Annotated in this window: 14 protein-coding genes; 11 read left to right on the top strand and 3 right to left on the bottom strand. The window is 30.3% G+C overall.

Annotated elements, in window-relative coordinates:
* Positions 1–102: 102 nt before the first annotated feature.
* From HALO113_RS18045 to HALO113_RS18000, 10 genes are all read left to right on the top strand, one after another.
* Positions 103–492, top strand: a complete 390-nt coding sequence (locus tag HALO113_RS18045; RefSeq protein ID WP_159780536.1) for a DUF1801 domain-containing protein — start codon at positions 103–105, stop codon at positions 490–492.
* 122 nt (positions 493–614) lie between these two features.
* A complete protein-coding gene (locus HALO113_RS18040) occupies positions 615–1,190 on the top strand; it encodes a superoxide dismutase family protein (RefSeq protein ID WP_159780535.1) in 576 nt (191 codons plus the stop codon).
* Positions 1,191–1,571: 381 nt separating this feature from the next.
* Positions 1,572–1,739 carry a hypothetical protein gene (locus HALO113_RS18035; RefSeq protein ID WP_159780534.1) on the top strand — a complete coding sequence of 56 codons (168 nt, stop codon included), beginning with the start codon at positions 1,572–1,574 and terminating at the stop codon, positions 1,737–1,739.
* A gap of 166 nt (positions 1,740–1,905) precedes the next feature.
* On the top strand, positions 1,906–2,967 hold the full coding sequence (locus HALO113_RS18030; RefSeq protein ID WP_159780533.1) for an efflux RND transporter periplasmic adaptor subunit: 1,062 nt from the start codon (positions 1,906–1,908) through the stop codon (positions 2,965–2,967).
* Positions 2,968–2,969: 2 nt separating this feature from the next.
* On the top strand, positions 2,970–6,056 hold the full coding sequence (locus HALO113_RS18025; RefSeq protein WP_159780532.1) for an efflux RND transporter permease subunit: 3,087 nt from the start codon (positions 2,970–2,972) through the stop codon (positions 6,054–6,056).
* Positions 6,057–6,059: 3 nt separating this feature from the next.
* Positions 6,060–7,364, top strand: a complete 1,305-nt coding sequence (locus HALO113_RS18020) for a TolC family protein (RefSeq protein WP_159780531.1) — start codon at positions 6,060–6,062, stop codon at positions 7,362–7,364.
* A 228-nt stretch (positions 7,365–7,592) separates the two neighbouring features.
* Complete coding sequence (locus tag HALO113_RS18015) at positions 7,593–8,456, top strand: bestrophin family protein (protein WP_159780530.1); 864 nt, start codon at positions 7,593–7,595, stop codon at positions 8,454–8,456.
* Positions 8,457–8,476: 20 nt separating this feature from the next.
* Positions 8,477–9,460 (top strand): S41 family peptidase, encoded by a 984-nt coding sequence (locus HALO113_RS18010; RefSeq protein ID WP_159780529.1) that lies wholly within the window; start codon positions 8,477–8,479, stop codon positions 9,458–9,460.
* A gap of 11 nt (positions 9,461–9,471) precedes the next feature.
* Positions 9,472–10,488, top strand: a complete 1,017-nt coding sequence (locus HALO113_RS18005; protein WP_159780528.1) for a proline iminopeptidase-family hydrolase — start codon at positions 9,472–9,474, stop codon at positions 10,486–10,488.
* A 72-nt stretch (positions 10,489–10,560) separates the two neighbouring features.
* Complete coding sequence (locus HALO113_RS18000; RefSeq protein ID WP_159780527.1) at positions 10,561–11,484, top strand: AraC family transcriptional regulator; 924 nt, start codon at positions 10,561–10,563, stop codon at positions 11,482–11,484.
* On the opposite strand, the gene HALO113_RS17995 is transcribed toward HALO113_RS18000, so the two are convergent.
* Positions 11,481–11,867, bottom strand: coding sequence for a DUF779 domain-containing protein (locus tag HALO113_RS17995; RefSeq protein ID WP_159780526.1), 387 nt, complete (start codon positions 11,865–11,867; stop codon positions 11,481–11,483). The two genes, HALO113_RS18000 and HALO113_RS17995, sit on opposite strands and share 4 nt — an antisense overlap.
* Before the next feature lie 54 nt (positions 11,868–11,921).
* The gene (locus tag HALO113_RS17990; protein ID WP_159780525.1) at positions 11,922–13,427 is read right to left on the bottom strand and encodes an aldehyde dehydrogenase family protein; all 1,506 of its coding nucleotides are present in this window, start codon (positions 13,425–13,427) and stop codon (positions 11,922–11,924) included.
* A 309-nt stretch (positions 13,428–13,736) separates the two neighbouring features.
* Between HALO113_RS17990 and pheT the strand changes: the two genes are divergently transcribed.
* Positions 13,737–16,166: a phenylalanine--tRNA ligase subunit beta gene (gene pheT / locus HALO113_RS17985; RefSeq protein ID WP_159780524.1), complete on the top strand. Its 2,430-nt coding sequence runs from the start codon at positions 13,737–13,739 to the stop codon at positions 16,164–16,166.
* Between the two features lie 173 nt (positions 16,167–16,339).
* Here pheT and HALO113_RS17980 read toward each other — a convergent pair whose 3' ends face one another.
* Positions 16,340–17,281: a T9SS type A sorting domain-containing protein gene (locus HALO113_RS17980; RefSeq protein WP_159780523.1), complete on the bottom strand. Its 942-nt coding sequence runs from the start codon at positions 17,279–17,281 to the stop codon at positions 16,340–16,342.
* Positions 17,282–17,535: the final 254 nt, after the last annotated feature.

Genomic DNA, 17,535 nt, shown 5'->3' with positions numbered 1-17,535 from the left:
CTTTCTAAAAGAGTAGGATTTTTTATGTCTATCATTCCAACTTAAAAAAAGAAAATACTATCTTAGCTTAGTCTCTTTGAGTTATAATCAAAATCTATAGTAATGAAACCAGAAATTCAACACTACAATGACTCCTTATCTGAAAATGATAAAGCCATTTGCGATACTTTAGCAACTGCAATTTGCACCGAATTAATCGATGCAACATATAAGATTTGGCATGCGCATCCGGTTTGGTTTTTAAACGAAAATCCAATAGTAGGCTATAGCAAACAAAAAAAAGGCATCCGGCTGATGTTTTGGAGTGGAGCCGATTTTGAAGAAACGGAATTAGCTGTCTTGGGAGAAAAGTTTAAAGATGCTTCTATCTTTTATACCAATGTAACCGATATTAAGCCTGAGGCAATTGTGCGTTGGTTACAAAAAGCAAAAACAATTCAATGGGATTATAAAAATATTGTGAAAAGAAAAGGTCGTTTAGAACGATTGTAATTTTGTTATACTTTCAAAATTTTAAGTTTTATGCAAATGGAGATTATGTAACGCGTAAGTGTTTTCATTATCATAATTTAGCCACAAGAAAATAAGCTAATACAAACATTTAAAATTAAGACATGAAAATTTATTTAAGTATAGGACTACTTTGTTTAGCCATGGTAAGCTGTAAAAAAACAGTTACTGTGGAAGAAAATAATACCGATATTGTTACTGATATTGTTACCGATACAGTAACTAAATCTACTACAGCTACAGCTATTATTGCAGCTAAAAGTAATAGTGCTGTTTCAGGAACAGTAACTTTTACAGAAAATAAAGGTAGGGTTTCTATGGAGGCCAAAATTACGGGTTTAACACCTGGAATACATGCTATTCATATTCATGAAAATGGAGATTGTAGTGCTGCTGATGCTTCTACTGCTGGTGGTCATTGGAATCCTTCACATGCTGCTCATGGTGCATGGGAACACAAAAGTTTTCATTTAGGTGATATAGGCAATTTAGAAGCGGATGAAAATGGTATTGCCACGCTTTCTAAAGAAACGGACCTATGGTGCATTGGTTGTGATGATGAGAATAAAAATATTGTAGGTAAATCTATAGTAGTACACCAAAATGCAGATGATTTAAAATCGCAACCTAGTGGTGCGGCTGGTGATCGCGTAGGATGTGGAGAAATTGTAAAAGAATAAAGAAAAAATTCCAGTTATAAGACTTTGAGTACTATAACGCCAATATATATGTAAAAAAACCAATTCAATTCAGAATTGGTTTTTTTATGAAAATATGCAATACATTTTTCCTAAAATTAAATGATTAAGTATAAACGATTTTCTATCTTTTTCAGACTTTATTAGTAATTTCCTATAAAACCTATATTATTTCTAAAAAAAACTTAAAAAAAACTTGGACAAACTGTGGAACAAAAAGAATTAGTAATTAATAATCCGCTACATTTTACAATTTAAAATATCAAGAAAATAACTTAGACTATATTGAAATGATTGATAAAAAAAATAATACATCGTCTAACAAATAAACCTTAGTTAGAAATATGAATTGTCACAAAAGAGATGAAAACATTTACCCTGTATTTGGATACACTAATTTTTGAAAAGGATACTATAAAAGGAAGTCGTAATCGTTTATCGCCTAATTTATCTTATACCATACCTGATAAAAGTATTCAAAGTATCACTATTCAAGATGGTAGTAAGAAGTTTTTGCATAAGGATAATTAGTAAAATTCTAAACCCTATTTTTAAGTTATTTCAATTATAAAAGTAAATAAAACAAAATCATGAGATTTTGTTTTATTTGTAATTACAAATGTTAAATAAATGATAAGGTAGAAGTTTTATATTTTGCTAAGAACTAGTTTTGTAAAGCAAACCATAGAATCTTAAAATGAAACTTAAAACACTACTTTTAACCTTATTCACACTTTCATTCCTACTTTTTATTGCCTATCGTATTAAAAGTAATTCACAAGCAAAGGGAGATAATAAACAGAGTAATCCATCTAAATCTGTACAAACTTTAAACGGATTTGTAGCAAAAGAAGATGATTTTTCAAATATTATTGCAGTCTCAGGATCCATTGAAGCTAATGAGCAAGTTGAAATTAGAAGTGAAGTATCTGGAATAGTTGAAAATATCAATTTCAAAGAAGGATCTTTTGTAACAAAAGGGCAAACTCTTTTTAAAGTTAATGATATCGAATTAAGAGCACAATTAGCGCAAGCCATTACGAAAAGAAATTTAGCTAGTGAAAATGAACGAAGAGCAAAATTACTACTAGAAAAAGAAGCAATAAGCCAAGAAGAATATGATATAGCTAGTGCTGAATATAGAAGTTCACAATCCCAAACCCAACTAATTCAAGCTCAAATTGCAAAAACCATAGTAAAAGCCCCTTTTTCTGGGAAAATTGGTTTACGTAATATTTCTCCTGGAACTTATCTTACTCCTACAACAGTAGTCACTAATTTAGTAAGTGCTAATGAAGTAAAAATTACATTTTCAATTCCTGAAAAATATGCTCATGAAGTTTCTGTAAATAAACAAATAGATTTTACCGTTTCGGGTTCTTCCGAAAATTATAAAGCCATTATTTATGCTATAGAACCCGCTATTGATGTAGCTACACGCACGCTTTTAGTGCGCGCAAAAGCAGACAACAAACAAAATAAATTATTTCCTGGAACTTATGCCAATGTAAAATTACCATTAAATGAAATAAAAAATGCATTATTAATCCCTACAGAAGCTGTTATACCTATTCAAAATGGGAAGAAAGTATTTGTAAAAGAAAACGGTAAAGCAAAAGAAGTTCAAATTGAAACAGGTACAAGAACAGAAAAATCAATTTTAGTTACTTCAGGACTTAAAATTGGAGATACAATTATAACCAGTGGCATTATGAGCCTGAAACCAGATACCCCAATTAACGTAAAATTGGTTAATTAATTATGAGTTTATCAACCTTAAGCATAAAAAGACCCGTTTTAACTATTGTATTAAATCTGGTAATTATTTTATTTGGTTACATAGGATATAAATTTCTTGGTGTAAGAGAATATCCCTCTATTGACCCTGCTCAAATTTCGATTCGTACTAATTATACAGGTGCCAATGCCGATATTATTGAATCACAAATTACCGAACCTCTAGAAAAAGCAATCAATTCTATTGATGGTATTCGAAATATTACTTCTTCCAGTAACCAAGGAAGTAGTTCAATTACGATTGAATTTAACTTAGAAAAAGATTTAGAAGCAGCTGCAAACGATGTAAGAGATAAAGTTTCACAAGCCATTCGTAGTTTACCAGAAGATATAGATTCGCAACCTATTGTTTCCAAAGCGGATGCCAATAGTGAAGCAATTATTTCAATGACAGTTCAAAGCGAAACTAGAAATGCTTTAGAATTAAGTGATTATGCCGAAAATGTTATTAGTCAGCGTTTAGAAACCATTCCTGGAGTAAGTGGCGTGCAAATTTGGGGTCAAAAACGCTATGCTATGCGTCTTTGGATTAATCCTTATCAATTAACTTCTTACGGTTTAACCGTTGCAGATGTAAGGAAAGCTTTAAACGAACAAAATGTTGAGTTACCTTCGGGAAAAATCACTGGAAATAATACAGAGCTAACGGTAAAGACAGTAGGTAACTTAACAACAGCTGAAGAGTTTAATAACATTATTATTAAAGCAGACGGAGACAAAGTGATCCGTTTAAGTGATATTGGTTCGGCTACTCTCGGACCAGAAAATTTGGAAACCCAGCTTACTCAATCAGGTAAACCTATGGTTGCAGTAGCTATTGTTCCTTTGCCAGGTGCAAATTACTTAGAAATTTCAGATGCTTTTTACAAAGAATTTGAAAAATTAAAAAAAGATTTACCTAAAGACATACAATTAAATATAGCCATAGATACTACCACGTTTGTTAAGCGTTCTGTTACTGAAGTTGTTGAAACGCTGATTATATCTGTACTATTAGTAATTTTAATAATTTATTTATTTTTTAGGAATTGGGCCATAGCTTTTCGTCCTTTAATAGACATTCCAGTGTCATTAATAGCAACCTTTTTTATCATGTGGTTGTGTGGCTTTTCAATCAATGTTTTAACCTTATTAGCTATTGTTTTAGCTACAGGATTAGTAGTGGATGATGGAATCGTTGTAACAGAAAATATCTTTAAAAAAGTAGAAGAAGGTATGTCTCCTATTGAAGCCGCTATAAAAGGCTCAAACGAAATTTTCTTTGCTGTTATTTCTATTTCAATCACTTTAGCAGCTGTATTTTTACCAGTTATCTTTCTAGAAGGATTTGTAGGTAGGCTATTTCGTGAATTTGGTGTAGTTATTGGAGCTGCCGTACTCGTTTCGGCTTTTGTATCTTTAACTTTAACTCCTATGTTAAATGCCTATTTAATGAAAGGTGGAGAACAAAAAAGAACTAAATTTTATGATTTTACAGAACCCTATTTTGAAAAATTAAATTCGGGTTATGCTACTTATTTAGAACGTTTTATTAAACACAAATGGTTAAGTTTTGCCATAATAATTATTTGTTTTGGGTTAATTTTCCTGTTTTTTAACATTCTTCAAAAAGAAACTGCTCCATTAGATGATCGAAGCGGATTTGTCATGCGAATGTCTACTCCTGAGGGTGCTACCTATGAATATACTGATCGTTTTATGCAAGAAATGTCGCAATTAGTGGATGATTCTATTCCTGAAAAACAAGTCAGTTTAGTTATTTCCTCACCTGGATTTGGTGGAGGTTCTGTTAATAGTGGTTTTATACGTATTTCGTTAAAAGATCCTAGTGAAAGAGAAAAATCACAAATGGAAATAGCAGATAATTTATCGCAATGGACAAAACGCTATCCTGATGCAAAAACATCTGTAATTCAACAACCTACTATTTCTGTAAGTCGTAGAGGTGGTTTGCCAATACAGTATATCATTCAAGCTCAAAACTTCCAAAAATTACAAGAAAAAATCCCTTTATTTATGGAAGAAGCATCCAAAGATGAAACTTTCTCAATGGTGGATGTAAATCTAAAATTTAATAAACCTGAAATAAATGTCACCATCGATCGTGAGAAAGCGAAAAGCCTTGGAATATCAGTTATCGATATAGCACAAAACTTACAATTATCATTAAGTGGTCAGCGTTTTGGGTATTTTACAAGAAATGGGAAACAATACCAAGTAATAGGTCAATTTTTACAAGAAGACAGGGCTACTCCTTTGGATTTAACTTCTATTTTCATCCGAAATGATAAAGGTGAATTAATACAAATGGATAACGTAGTTTCTGTTGATGAACAAAGTAATCCACCGCAATTATATCATAACAACCGCTATATGTCTGCAACAGTTAGTGCAGGATTGGCTCCAGGAAAAAGTATTAATGATGGTATAGAAGCTATGGATGCAATTAAAGCGAAAGTCTTAGATGATACCTTTACAACAGATTTAGGAGGCGAATCTAGAGATTTCGTAGAAAGTAGTTCCAATACTTCATTTGCATTTGGACTAGCGTTATTATTAATTTTCTTAATCTTAGCGGCTCAATTTGAAAGTTTTGTAGATCCATTTATTATTATTCTTACTGTACCCATGGCCATTGCAGGAGCTTTATTTTCCTTATGGTTATTTGGACAAACTTGGAATATTTTTAGTCAGATTGGAACGATTATGTTAATTGGTTTAGTGACCAAAAATGGAATTTTAATAGTTGAATTTGCGAATCAATTACGCGAACAAGGAAAATCTAAATATGATGCTATTATTGAAGCATCTGAATCTCGATTGCGTCCTATTCTTATGACAAGTTTAGCCATTGCTTTAGGAGCCTTACCTATTGCGATGTCTTTAGGTGCTGCTTCTGCTAGTAGGATGGGAATGGGTGTGGTTATTGTAGGAGGAACATTATTCTCTTTGGTACTCACTTTATTTGTTATACCCACTATTTATTTGTTATGGTCAAAGCAAAGAAAACACCGACCAGAATTTGATAATTTAGATGCTTTAGAAAAATAAATTATGTTACGAAATACATTCTATATCTTATTTTTATTTTTTAGTTTTTCAACACAAGCTCAAGAAACACTTAGCTTAGAAGAGGCAATTCAGATTGCATTGGAAAACAACTATGAAATTAAAATTGCTCAAAATAATTTAAAAATTGATGCTACTAATAATAATTTGGCAAATGCAGGCTTTCTACCTACAATTAGTGCCAATTTAACGAATACTAACAGTCAATTAAATACGAAACAGACACAATCAGATGGGTCTGTAAGAGAATTGGATAATGCGAAGAACTTTAGCTTGAATTATGGCATAGGGTTAGATTGGACTCTTTTCGATGGATTTAGTATGTTTGCTAGAAAAGAACAATTAGCTACCTTAGAAGCGCAAGGTAAAACGGAATTACAAGCTACCATTTTGAATCGTATTAGTGAAGTGTATCTCACTTATTTTAATTTGGTACAACAACAACATGTGATGGCCTCCATTGATAGCGCTATTGTAATTTCAAATGAGAGAGTTACCACTGCACAAAATCGATTTTCAATTGGTAAAGCATCAAAATTAGAAGTTTTAAACGCACAAGTGGATTTAAATACAGATAGAAGTTTATTATTGAGTCAAAAAGAGCTGTATAAAAATACACAAATAAGACTTAACGAATTATTATCTAGAAACTTACAAACTAATTTTAAAGTTAATAACGATGTAGTTTTTGATAGTAATTTACTATTTGATGAATTAAAAGAATTAGCTACGAAACAAAATCCGCAACTTCAAGCACAAATCTTGAATAAAAAAATTGCCGATTTAAATCTTAAACAAGTGAAAGGAACTCGTTATCCTACAGTTCGTTTAACATCTGGATATAATTTTTCAAGATCAGAAGCTTCTTTAGGTTTTATCACACAATCTTCTTCTCAAGGATTTGTTTATGGTGTTACTGCTAGTGTACCCATATTTAATGGCTTTTTACAAAATAAGAGAGAAAAGGTTGCAAAATATGAAGTAGAAAATGCATCTATTCTTTTAGACCAACAAAAATTAGCTATTGAATCACAAATGGCTTCTTTATACCAAAGTTATCTAACCAATTTGGAATTGAGTAAAGTAGAACAAGAAAATGTATCTATTGCAAAGCAAAATTTAGAGATTACCTTAGCCAAATTTAAGATTGGAACAATTACAACCATTGAAGTTCGTACCGCCCAACAAAATTATATTGAAGCCTCTGTACGCTATGCTACTGCATTATATAATACTAAATTATCTGAAATCAATTTAAAAGAATTAGCAGGAACTTTACCATTGAAATAAATAATCTTCCTGTCAGTTCGATTAAAATAGAATTGTCAGTTCTAGCGGAGTCGATAACATAATAACAAAATAGTTGCACTCGAGCTAACAACTCAACTGCATTTAATGTGACCAAATAAAAATAAACTAATTATATTGTAAAAGTTATTTTCAAATAATACTTTTTAAATTGCACAAGAATTATCTATTTTTATGATTCTAATTTCTAAATCTAATTTTTAATATCAAATGGTTCAATACAACCCTAAAGACTGGATCACTTTTATATTTCGTTTTCATAAATCCGATACCTTTCGTCAATTAATTCCCATGATGATTACGATTGGTTTTTACTCTTATATTGTAGCTTATTTAGAGATGGAATACTGGCAACTCTCAGAGCAAAGTCATGTAAAAAACATTACTATCATGCATGGTATGTTAGGCTTTGTAATTTCCTTACTATTAGTCTTTAGGACAAATACAGCCTATGATCGTTGGTGGGAAGGCAGAAAACATTGGGGAGCTTTGGTTAATAATAGTAGAAATTTAGCCATAAAATTATCAGTCATTTTAAAGGACGAATACGACAAGCTATTTTTTAAACGAGTTATTCCTGCTTATGCATCTGTATTGCAAAAGCATTTAGCAGACGAAGAAACTGCTAAAATGTTATTTGAAGGTTTAGATTTAGAAATTGATCATCATAAACACCGTCCTAATCAAGTGGCTAAAATACTATTTAAAAAAATTATTGAATTACATGATGCTGGCAAAATAACAGGTGATCAATTAATTATCATCAATAATGAAATACAATCCTTTACCGATATTTGTGGTGCTTGTGAACGTATTAAAAACACACCTATTCCCTACTCTTATAGTTCATTTATAAAAAAGTTTATTTTCTTTTATATTATGACATTACCTTTTGGTTATGTTTTTAATTTAGGTTATTATGTAATTCCAGTAGTAGTTTTCATCTTTTACGTTTTAGCCAGTTTAGAGCTCATTGCTGAAGAAATTGAAGACCCTTTTGGAGGTGATGCGAATGACTTACCCACAGAAAAATTAGCAAGCAATATTAAAAAGCATGTAGAAGAAATTTTGTAATAATAATTTAAAAATTCTCAATGAAAAATAAGATTATAATAAGTTTTGCTTTATTTACTTTTTTATTGAGTTGTAAAAATAATTCTTCACCTAGCCTGTCTCCTACTGCAAAAGGATATATTGATGAAGTTATAGTCTTATTAGAAAAGAATTGTGTAAATAAAAACAAAATTGATTGGAAACAATTTAAAACAAAAATATATTCTAAAGCTAAAAATGCAAAAGAAATTGAAGACACTTATCCTTCTATTTTTTTAGCTATCAAAGAATTAAATGATAAGCACAGCTATTTTGAACCTATTAAAAATTCTAATCTAGAAGATGCCCTAAATCCTTTACCCACATTTAAAGATGAAATTGTTCCTCATGATATAGGATACATAAGAGTTCCTTTTTTTATAGGTTCAGATGAGGATAGCAAAGATTATATGCATTCTTTATTAGAAAAAATGGAAAAAGAAAATCAAAAAAATCCAAAGGGTTGGATTGTCGATTTAAGGGAAAACTTCGGTGGAAACATGTGGCCTATGCTAGTTTGTATTGAGCCCATACTCGGAAATGGAATTGTAGGATACTTTCAGGATAGTAATAGTCATTATCAATCATGGAAACTGTTAAATGGTAAAGCTTATTTAAATGATACTATTGTACAAACATTACAAAAAGAATTAATTTTGTTGAAAGATAAAAATCCCTTTGTAGCTGTTCTGATTAATAATAAAACGGCTAGTTCAGGTGAAGCCATTGCAGTTGCTTTTAAAGGTAGGGAAAAAACAAGATTTTTTGGTAATAATACATTTGGTGTTTCAACAGGTTGCAAATCTTACACTTTATCAGATGGTTCGCGTATAAATTTAGCTATAAGCACATTTATCGATCGAAATAAGAAGATATATGGTACAACGATAACTCCTGATGAAAAATGTAATGAAAAAGAAACTATAGAAAAAGCCATACAATGGATTTATTTAATGGAAACAAATAGCAAACAAATTATACATTAAAAATAATAACTATGAAGAATATACTTTTAACTTTAATCCTCACATTTTTACTTTTTAGTTGTAAAAATGAAACCATCTCAATTGGTAAAGATTCAAATTTGAGTTATTATGAAATTGATACAACGGTTATTCAAGATGGTGGAGTGAAGATGATTCCTATTACTACAAAAGACACCACCTTTCACATTTGGACCAAAAGAATAGGCAATAATCCAAAAACAAAAGTACTCCTTTTAAATGGTGGTCCTGGATGTACACATGAATATTTTGAATGTTTTGAAAATTTTCTTCCAGCAGAAGGCATCGAATTTATCTATTATGATCAATTGGGATGTGGAAATTCTGATAATCCTAAAGATACCACATTCTGGGATTTATCAAGATATGTTGAAGAAGTAGAACAAGTTCGTAAAGCATTACATCTTAATAAGGACAATTTTTATGTATTAGGTCACTCTTGGGGAGGCATTTTAGCTATGGAATATGCATTAAAATATCAACAAGAGATGAAAGGGTTAATTATTTCTAATATGATGTCGAGTTGTCCAGAATATGGTAAATATGCGGATGAAGTTTTGGCTTTACAAATGAAACCGGACGCATTATATGAAATTCAAAAGATTGAGGCAGAGAAGGATTTTTCGAATCCAAAATATATGGAATTATTACTTCCTAATTTTTATGAACAACATATTTTAAGATTACCAGCAAAAGATTGGCCAGAACCCGTAAATCGTTCTTTTGCAAAGATGAATCAATCTTTATACGTTACAATGCAAGGCCCAAGTGAATTTGGTATTTCAGGTAAATTAGAAAAATGGGATAGAACAAATGATTTAAGAAAAATTACACTACCCACATTAGTAATAGGTGCACAATTTGATACAATGGATCCTAAATTTATGGAAAAAATGTCAAAACTAATCCCAAAAGGTAACTATTTGTACTGCGAAAAAGGAAGTCACATGGCTTTTTATGATGATCAACAAACTTATTTTAAAGGGTTAATTTCATTTTTAAAAAAATAAACTACTTTAATTTATACATTTAATTGATTGATACTGTATTTTTTAGTAAATTGGTAAAATAATATATGTTCCATGTCTGTTAGAAATTTATTAGATAAACCCAATTTAACCCAAGAGAAGTCACTAAAAACATTAGTAGAAAACAGAACTATTTTCTCATTGGAAAATTGCGAATTAAATATTTTTGAAACCTATCAAAAATCAGATTTGGTTCCATTAAAATTTAACGATTTAGTGGTAACAAGTATGTTGCGGGGTAAAAAAATAATGCATCTTTTTGATGACCCTCATTTCGAATATTTACCAGGAGAAACGGTTATAGTTCCTTCAAATGTTGAAATGAAAATCGATTTTCCAGAAGCATCGAAAAACAACCCTACCCAATGTATTGCTTTAGCCATCGATAACAAAGTAATAAACGACACCCTTGATTTTTTAAATGAAAAATATCCTAAAGAAGGGAAAAACAATATTTGGAAATTAGATTACGAAAATTATTTCTTTTATAACAATGTCGATTTAGCTAATACCATCAATAAACTCATCAAAGAATGTATGGGAACATCAATAACAAAAGATGCCTTAGCCGATTTAACACTGCAAGAATTAATTGTTAGAATTATACAAACACAAACAGTAAAACGATTCGATTCTTCACATATTTTAGCTATTGATAGTCCTATAACCGCTTCAATCGAATATATAAAAAATAACATTCAAAATTCAATTCAGTTAAAAGAATTAAGTGATAAAGCTTGCATGAGTACGACATCCTTTTACCGAAGCTTTAAAAAAGAATTAGGTATGAGTCCAATTGAATTTATTCTAAACGAGAAAATTAAGTTTGCTAAAAAATTACTTAGTAATCCCAAAATTCAAATTAATGAAGTTTCTTATGCTTCTGGTTTTGAAGACTGCAATTATTTTATTCGTTTGTTTAAAAAATATGAAGGAGTAACTCCAAAACAATACCAATTGATGAACTTTGCCAATTAATCATAAGAATACAAACGAACGGATTCTAAATTACTCAATTCTTTTACAGTAAAAGTTCTATATTGAATTATAAATGTTTTACCTAGTGGTGTTTCTAAAGAAAATCCGCCTGCTCCTATTCCATCCATAACATCTAATGTAAAATGAGCATGTTTCCAATATTCAAATAAATCTTTATCCAACCAAAAATCAAAACCTTTTATTTGACCAATACAAACATCACCTGTTCTTGGAAAAAAAGCCCCTTTTTCAAAACATTGTGGCTGCGTTCCTTCACAACAACCTCCTGCTTGATAAAACATTAAATCACCAAATTGTTCATTTAATGCTTCAATCACTTTTAATGCATTTTCTGTTACCGATAACCTATTTATTTTATTCATATTAGAAAAGTAAAAACCCAGCCTAAAACTGGGTTATAATTAGAAAATTAAATATTAAAAGAAACCTAACTTATTTTTATCGTAAGAAATCAACATGTTTTTGGTTTGACGATAGTGGTCTAACATCATTTTATGATTTTCCCTACCAATTCCTGATTGTTTATAACCTCCAAAAGGTGCTCCAGCTGGATAAGAATGATATTGGTTTACCCAAACTCTTCCTGCTTGTATAGCTCTTGGAACTTGGTATAATTCATGAGCATCTCTAGACCAAACACCAGCACCTAAACCATACATTGTATCATTTGCAATAGCAATAGCTTCATCTGTAGTTTTAAATGTTGTGACTGCTAAAACAGGTCCGAAAATTTCTTCCTGAAAAATTCTCATTTTATTATTTCCTTTAAACAATGTAGGCTGAATATAATAACCATTAGCTAAATCTCCTTCCAAAATCTTTTCATCACCTCCTATTAATAATTCGGCACCTTCTTCTTTACCTAATTTCAAATAAGACATAATCTTGTCTTTTTGAACTTTTGAAGCTTGTGCTCCCATCATCACGGTTGTATCTAATGGATTACCCATTTTTACAGCTTTAACTCGTTCTATAACTTTTTTAATAAAAGCATCATAAATATCCTCATGGATTAAAAGTCGAGAAGGACAAGTACACACTTCACCTTGGTTTAAACAGAATAATACAGCACCTTCAATAGCTTTATCTAAAAAGGCATCATCTGCATCCATTACAGAAGGGAAAAATATATTAGGCGATTTTCCACCTAATTCTAAAGTAACGGGAACTATATTTTCAGTTGCATATTGCATAACTAATCTACCTGTTGCTGTCGAACCTGTAAATGCAGCTTTAGCAACTTTAGGATTAGTAACCAATGCTCTACCTAATTCTGCTCCAAAACCATTTACGATATTTACTACACCCGCAGGCAAAAGATGCCCTATTAATTCCATTAATACAATAATTGAAACAGGTGTGTTTTCTGCAGGTTTTAATACCACACAATTGCCAGCAGCCAATGCTGGTGCCAATTTCCATACTGCCATTAAAAGAGGGAAATTCCAAGGAATAATTTGTGCTATTACACCTAAAGGTTCATTAACAATTAAAGAAACCGTGTTAGCATCTAGTTCGCTTAAAGAACCTTCCTCTGCTCTAATAACACTTGCAAAATATCTAAAATGATCAATGGCTAAAGGTAAATCCGCTGCTAATGTTTCTCTAACAGCTTTACCATTATCTACCGTTTCAACAGCAGCTAAATATTCTAAATTATCTTCAATAACTTGGGCAATTTTATTTAATAAATTGCTCCTTTCCGTAACCGAAGTTTTACCCCACGTTTTAAAAGCTTCTTCTGCACTATTTACAGCTGCGATTAAATCTTCTTTATTGGAATGTGCTGCTTTTGTAAATACTTTCCCATCAATGGGTGAATATACATCAAAATAAGTACCTGTTGCTGGTGGTGTAAATTTTCCTCCTATATAATTATCGTATTTTTCTTTAAAAATAGGTCGTTGAATTAAATTGCTCATAACATTTATATTTTTTGATTTTCTCAAAATTAAATTCTTATACAATCTTTTTATAGCACAAATAATTCAAATTATAGCACAAAATTGATTATTTTTATTTTTTAGCACAAAAAATTAATTTATCATTAAAATTGTAGCCCAAAAATTATATTATATATATTTTAAAAACATTATATTAAAAATATAAAAGAAGAAATGGTTTTAAATTATGTTTTTAAAATTACAATTTTCAAGTAATTAATCTTATTTACACATTGGCACATTGGCTAATTAGTTTTATCTTTGCACCTTTAAAAAAATCGATTCATAATGCGTATTTCATACAATTGGTTAAAACAATTCATAAAAATTGACTGGAAATCAGAAGAAACGGCTGCTTTACTAACAGATTTAGGTCTTGAGGTTGAAGGAGTTGAAAAATTTGAAAGCTTAAAAGGAGGTCTTGAAGGAGTTGTAATTGGGCATGTCCTTACTTGTGAACCCCATCCTGATGCAGATAGATTAAAAGTTACAACAGTAGATTTGGGTGATGGTAATCCTCCTGTACAAATAGTATGTGGTGCTCCTAATGTAGGTGTAGGACAAAAAGTTCCTGTGGCGACCATTGGTACTAAACTTTATGATAAAGAAGGAAATGCTTTTGAAATAAAAAAAGGAAAAATTAGAGGGCAAGAAAGTCATGGTATGATTTGTGCTGAGGATGAATTAGGATTAGGAGAAAGCCATGATGGTATCCTAATTTTAGATTCAAATTTAAAACCAGGCACTTTAGCTAGAACCGTTTTTAATATAGAATCTGATGAAGTTTTTGAAATCGGTTTAACACCTAATCGTGCAGATGCGATGAGTCATTTTGGTGTGGCTAGAGACATCAAAGCGGGGTTATTTCAAAAAGAAAAAACGCTTGAATTAATTACACCGTCTGTTAGTAATTTTAAAGTGGATAAAAGAACTTTAAAAATAGATGTAGTTGTAGAAAATGAAAAACTGGCTCCAAGATATTGTGGAGTTACTATTTCGGGGATTAGTGTTAAACCTTCCCCTGCATGGTTACAAAATCGTTTAAAAGCCATTGGATTAACACCAAAGAATAATGTGGTGGATGTAACTAATTATGTTTTACACGAATTAGGACAACCGTTACACGCTTTTGATGCAAACAAAATAAAAGGAAATAAAGTTATTGTTAAAACGGTTGAAGCGGGAACAAAATTTAAAACTTTAGACGATGTAGAACGCTCTTTGGATTCAGAAGACTTGATGATTTGTCATGCAGAAGGTCCAATGTGTATTGCTGGTGTATTTGGCGGAAAAGATTCTGGAGTTACAAATGATACTACTGCTATTTTTTTAGAGAGCGCTTATTTTAATCCTGTTTCTGTAAGAAAAACTGCAAAAAGACATGCTTTAAATACAGATGCTTCCTTCCGCTTTGAAAGAGGAATAGATTCTACAATTACTGAATATGCGTTAAAAAGAGCTGCTTTGTTAATTCAAGAAGTGGCTGGAGGAGAAATCACTTCTGATATTGTTGATTTATATCCTAAAAAATTAGAAGATTTTCAAGTTTTTTTAAACTTTGAAAAAGTTAGAAAAGTTATAGGTGAAGAATTACCTAAAGAAACAATTAAGAAAATTTTAGTAGCATTAGAAATTAAAATCAATAATGTAACAGAAGCTGGAATTGGCTTAGTTATTCCTTCTTATCGTGTAGATGTACAAAGAGAAATTGATGTTATTGAAGAAATATTAAGAGTATATGGCTATAATAATATCAACTTCACTGAAAAATTAAATGCTACTATTTCAAATTCATCTAGAACGGAAGAGTATAAAGTTCAAAATATCATTGCAAATCAATTATGCTCATTAGGTTTTAATGAAATGATGGCTAATTCATTAACCACACCAGACTATATCAAATTATCTGATAATTTAAAAGAAGATTTCAATGTGGTTATGCTAAATCCATTAAGTAATGATTTATCTGCCATGAGACAATCGATGCTTTTTTCAGGTTTAGAAGCTATTTCTTTTAATATCAACAGAAAAAGAGGTGATTTAAAATTATTCGAATTTGGTAAAACGTATCATAAATTACCATCTGGATATGATGAAAATAAACATCTTACTTTATTTTTAACTGGAAATAGAACAAATGAAAATTGGACCCAAAGTATCCAAAAGACAGATTTCTTTTTATTTAAAGGGTATATTAATAGTGTACTTTCAAGAATAGGTTTAGAAAATAAGGTTTCTAGTTTGCCTGTAGAAGCAGATATTTTTGCTGAAGGTATGAGCATTGCTGTGGGTAAAGAAATTATAATTGAATTTGGTACAATTAAGAAGACGATACTAAAACATTTTGATATCAAACAAGAAGTTTTATTTGCTGATTTTAATTGGGGTAAAATTCAAAAATATATCTCAAATAAAATTAAATTTACTGATATCCCAAAATACCCTGAAGTAAGACGCGATTTAGCTCTTTTATTAAATAATACAACCACATTTGAAGAAGTATATAAAATCGCCAAACAAACTGAAAAGAAACTTTTAAAAGATATTAATCTTTTTGATGTATATGAAGGGAAGAACTTACCTGAAGGTAAAAAATCATATGCGGTAAGTTTTATTATTCAAGATGAAACTAAAACCTTGAATGACAAAGAAATTGAAAAAATTATGAGTAAATTACAAATGAATTTTGAAAATCAATTAGGAGCTAGCCTGAGATAGTTTTCGGTTGTCTCTTCCAGTTGTCAATTCGAGCGAAGTCGAGAAGACATAACAATTTAAAATAAAAAACTCGTTTAGTTATTTCTAAACGAGTTTTTTATTTATTATTGTTATGCCGAACTTGTTTTACTTCTTCAGTTCACTTAGTTCGTGACAGCGTCTTTCCATTTGAACTATTCTTTCACAAACTTAGTAGTAGTACTACCCTTTTCTGTATTTACTTTTAGAAAGTAATTTCCTTTTTCTAATTCTGAAACATCAATCGATGTAATAGTATTGGGAACAGATAGTATAATTTGTCCTAGCATATTATAAATTTCAACTGAAGATATATGTGTAGCTTCTTTAGCTGTAAAATACAAGGTTTCTTTTACAGGATTTGGAAACAAATCTACAAAGTTTTTATCAAAGCTATTGGTATTTAATGAACTTGTTGGAGTAAAGCGATAAACCGTATTAGCAGCTGGAGTACCATTTATAAACTCAATTGTGTTAGCATAAGTAAGAGTTGGATTTGAGGCATTTCCAGACAATAGATGTACATTAGACAAATCATCAGTCGAAAAATCTATAGAAGTAATACCTGTTGAACCACCGGTTAAACCATCATAAAAAATTGAACTATCCGTTATAGAACTATTTCCATACCTAAATTCAATAACATTTGATGTTTCATAAATCCAAATCTGAAAATTAACATACATAGACAAATTATTGTCTGTATAACTACCGCAATTATTAAATTCTATTTTTGTAATTCTGTTTCCTACTGATCCTTCAATTATATAACTTAATGGAGACAGTGAGTTGCCTACATTATCTCCTCTATCAATAAGGTCATTCCCAAATGGACTTACAATTTGCTTAATATCCGAAGTAGTATCATTATAAATATAACTATCAGAGACAATAATTGTATTAAAAACAACACCATTTACGTTTATATTATATGGCAAAATAATATTAAACTCAGGGTCGTCCCAAAGCTGACCATTATTTAATGATATGGGATTAATTAAGGCGTTATAATTTTCAGTAAAACTTGTAAATGTATAGTTTTGAGCATTTACCAAAGATACTAGAAGTAATAAACTTAAAAATAATTTTCTTTTCATATTTGTTTAATTTTTATAAATAATATTTGTTTTGATCAAATATACTTAAATAAGTATTTTCAAATAACATATTTAACAATTTCATAAAACAAATGGATGCTAATATTTATAAAAAACTCGTTTAGAGAGAACTAAACGAGTTTTTTATTTATTATTGTTATGACGAACTTGTTTTACTTAGTCAGTTCACTTCGTTCAGGCCAGCATCTTTCTATTTGAACTATTCTTTCACAAACTTAGTAGTAGCACTACCC

The organism is Flavobacterium sp. 9AF (assembly GCF_902506265.1).
Taxonomy (GTDB): Bacteria; Bacteroidota; Bacteroidia; order Flavobacteriales; family Flavobacteriaceae; genus Flavobacterium.
This window is presented reverse-complemented; position numbering and strand designations above follow the sequence as displayed.